We start from the raw sequence: 3,085 nt of genomic DNA on the forward strand, positions 1-3,085 counted from the left end.
TCGTCGCGGAACGCGCGGCCGAGCGGCGTTTCGGGCACCAGCCCCAGCCCGACCTCGTTGCTCACCAGCATCAGCGCGCCGCGCGCGTCCGCCATCGCCGCGACCAGCGCCGCGCCCGCGCCCGCGACGTCGTGGTTCCCGAGCATCAGGTTGGACAGCCACAACGTCAGGCAGTCGACCAGTACCGCTCCGCCGTCCCCCGCGGCGCCCGTGTCCCGGATCGCGCGCGGCAGGTCGACGGGGCATTCCACGGTGCGCCAGCGCGGGCCGCGATCGGCGCGGTGGCGGGCGATCCGGTCCGCCATCTCGCCGTCCCCCGCCTCGCCGGTCGCAAGGTACAGCAGCGGCCCCGCGATCGCCTCCGCCGCCGCCTGCGCGAGCCGGCTCTTGCCCGAGCGGGCGCCGCCGAGGAACAGGGTCGTGCTCACCGTCTCGCTTCCCCATCCCGCCCGCCGGCGCCTGCGTCCTGCCCGCCCGCCGGCGCATGCGTCTTGCCCGCCGGCGCCTGCGGTCCTATGACCCCGATCGCGACAGGTTCCCAGAGATGGGATGAAAAGGGAACCCGGAAGCGTCGATCCCCGATCGACGCAAGCCGGGGCTGCCCCCGCAACTGTGACCGGCGAGCCTCGCCCATCCGCGCCACTGGCCCCCTCGCGGGACCGGGAAGGCCGGGCAAGGCGCTGACCCGCGAGCCAGGAGACCTGCCCGTCGCGGTCAGTCCTTCGCCGGGACGGGGTGTGCCGGGCGGACGAGGAGCATTCCTCGCGTGACGACGTGCCTTGGGGCGTCACGCGGCGGGAGCCAATCCCGGTGCCCGTGGTCGCGTGCGCCCCGTCACTGACGAGGGATGCCGACGTGAAGACCAACCCGATCCTCCTTTCCGGCGCGTCGTTCGCGCTGGTCCTCGCCGCGCCGGCCGTGGCCCGATCCGCGAACCGGCCCGTCGACCCATCGCCCGCGCCGACCGGCCAGCCCGAGACCGTTCAGTCCGAGACGGGTCAGTCCGCAACCGGCCAGTCCGCCGAGTCCACCGCCGGTCTTCAGCGGGTCGCCGACGCCGGCCGGGACGTCGTCGTCACCGCCAACCGCACCGCGACCCCGATCGACCGCGTCGGCCAGGCCGTCACCGTGCTCGACACCGCGACGATCGAGCGCCGCCAAGCGAGCAACGTGTCCGACCTGCTGCTCCAGACGCCCGGCGTCACCGTCGCGCGCAACGGCGGGGTCGGCACCACCACCTCCTTGTCGATCCGCGGCGCGGAGACCGACCAGACGGTCGCGCTGATCGACGGCATCAAGCTCAACGATCCGTCGTCGCCGGGCGGCGGCTTCGACTTCGGCGGGCTGCTGGTCGGCAACATCGCGCGGATCGAGGTGCTGCGCGGCGCGCAGTCGGTGCTGTGGGGCAACCAGGCGATCGGCGGCGTCGTCAACCTCATCACCCGCCAGCCGACCGACCATCTGGCCGTCAACGCGCGCGCGGAGGGCGGGTGGCACGACACCGGCCAGGGCTTCCTCAACGTGTCCGACAGGATCGGGCCGGTGTCGGCGAGCCTTGGCGGCGGCTATTACCGCACGGACGGCAACTCGGCGTTCGCGGGCGGGCGCGAGAAGGACGGCTATCGGAACCACGGCTTCAACGGCAGCGTCGGCGTCGCGCTGGCGGCGAACCTGTCGGTCGACGTGCGCGGCTTCTATTCGGACGGGCGGACCGACATCGACGGTTATCCCGCACCGCTCTATGCGTTTGGCGACACACCCGACTATGCGCTGACCAAACAGGCGATCGGCTATGCCGGCGTCAATCTGGGGCTGTTCGACGGGCGGCTGAAGAACCGCTTCGGCTATGCGTACACCGACACGCGCCGTCGCGACATCGATCCTACCGGCGGCGTCGACACCGAGACGTTCCGCAGCCGCGGCCTCAACAACCGCATGGAATATCAGGGCGTGCTCGATCTGGGTCCGATCGTCCAGGCGACGTTCGGTGCCGAGCGCGAGGTGACGCGCTTCACGACCATGAGCCCGGGCAGTCCGCAGACGATCGGCCGCGCAGCGATCTGGAGCGGCTATGGCCAGCTGGTCGTCACGCCCGTCACCGGCCTCACCGCCACCGGCGGCGTCCGGCACGACGACCACAACGTCTTCGGCGGCGCGACGACCTTCTCGGGCTCGGGCGCCTATTCGCCCAACGGCGGCGCGACCGTGCTGCGCGGCAGCTATTCGGAAGGCTTCAAGGCGCCGACGCCGTACCAGCTCCAGAGCGAGTACGGGAACGCCGCTCTCCGCCCCGAGCGGTCGCACGGCTGGGACGCGGGCGTGACGCAGCGCGCGGTGGGCGGCGCGATCGAGGCGAGCGCGACGTGGTTCCACCGCGACTCCGCGGACCTCATCAACTTCGTCTCCTGCCCGGAGGCGGCGACGAGCGGCATCTGCGTCAACCGGCCGTTCGGCACCTATGACAATGTCGCGCGCGCGACGTCGGAAGGGTTAGAGGCGACGCTGGCGCTTCGCCCGGCCGAGGGGTTCGAGGTGAGCGGCAGCTATACCTATCTCGACGCCACGAACCGGTCCGTCGGCACCGCCGCCTATGGCCGCCGCCTCGCGCGCCGGCCGAGCCAGAGCGTGACCGCGAACGTCGACTATCGCTGGGGCTTCGGGCTGGAGACGGGCGCGACGCTGACCGACGTCGGCGACAGCTTCGACGACGCCTCCAACGCGCGGCGGCTGCCGGGCTATGTGCTGCTGGCGGTGCGCGCGTCCTATCCCGTCACGCGCAACGTGTCGGTCTATGGCCGGGTCGAGAACCTGACCGACTCGGTCTATCAGACGATCTACCGATACGGCCAGCCGGGCCGCGCCGCCTATGGCGGCATCCGGCTGAGCTATTGAGCGCATGACCGCGCCGGGGATCGCCGATGCCGATCTGGACCCGTTCCGCGCCCATGGCGGGCGCGTCGCGGCGGCGCGGGCGGTGTTCGGCTCGGCGTCGGCGCCAGATGACGGGGGCGGGGACTGGATCGACCTGTCGACCGGCATCGCGCCGTGGCGCTATCCCGCCCCGCCCGCCCGCGACGACCGGCTG

2 protein-coding genes, 1 pseudogene and 1 riboswitch are annotated in these 3,085 nt (G+C 72.3%); of the genes and pseudogenes, 2 read left to right on the forward strand and 1 reads right to left on the reverse strand.

The features are described from left to right. On the reverse strand, window positions 1–428 hold a 428-nt coding region (locus tag HUV01_RS14310), incomplete at its 3' end, for a bifunctional adenosylcobinamide kinase/adenosylcobinamide-phosphate guanylyltransferase (protein ID WP_174298880.1). An 87-nt stretch (window positions 429–515) separates the two neighbouring features. Further along, a riboswitch (cobalamin riboswitch) is annotated at window positions 516–723 on the forward strand. Window positions 724–855: 132 nt separating this feature from the next. Here HUV01_RS14310 and HUV01_RS14315 point away from each other — a divergent pair. Further along, on the forward strand, window positions 856–2,892 hold the full coding sequence (locus HUV01_RS14315; RefSeq protein WP_254606696.1) for a TonB-dependent receptor plug domain-containing protein: 2,037 nt from the start codon (window positions 856–858) through the stop codon (window positions 2,890–2,892). 4 nt (window positions 2,893–2,896) lie between these two features. Beyond that, window positions 2,897–3,085: pseudogene (locus HUV01_RS14320) on the forward strand (hypothetical protein); the annotation flags it as partial.

The sequence above is a fragment of the Sphingomonas bacterium genome, from assembly GCF_903643035.1.
Lineage (GTDB): Bacteria > Pseudomonadota > Alphaproteobacteria > Sphingomonadales > Sphingomonadaceae > Sphingomonas.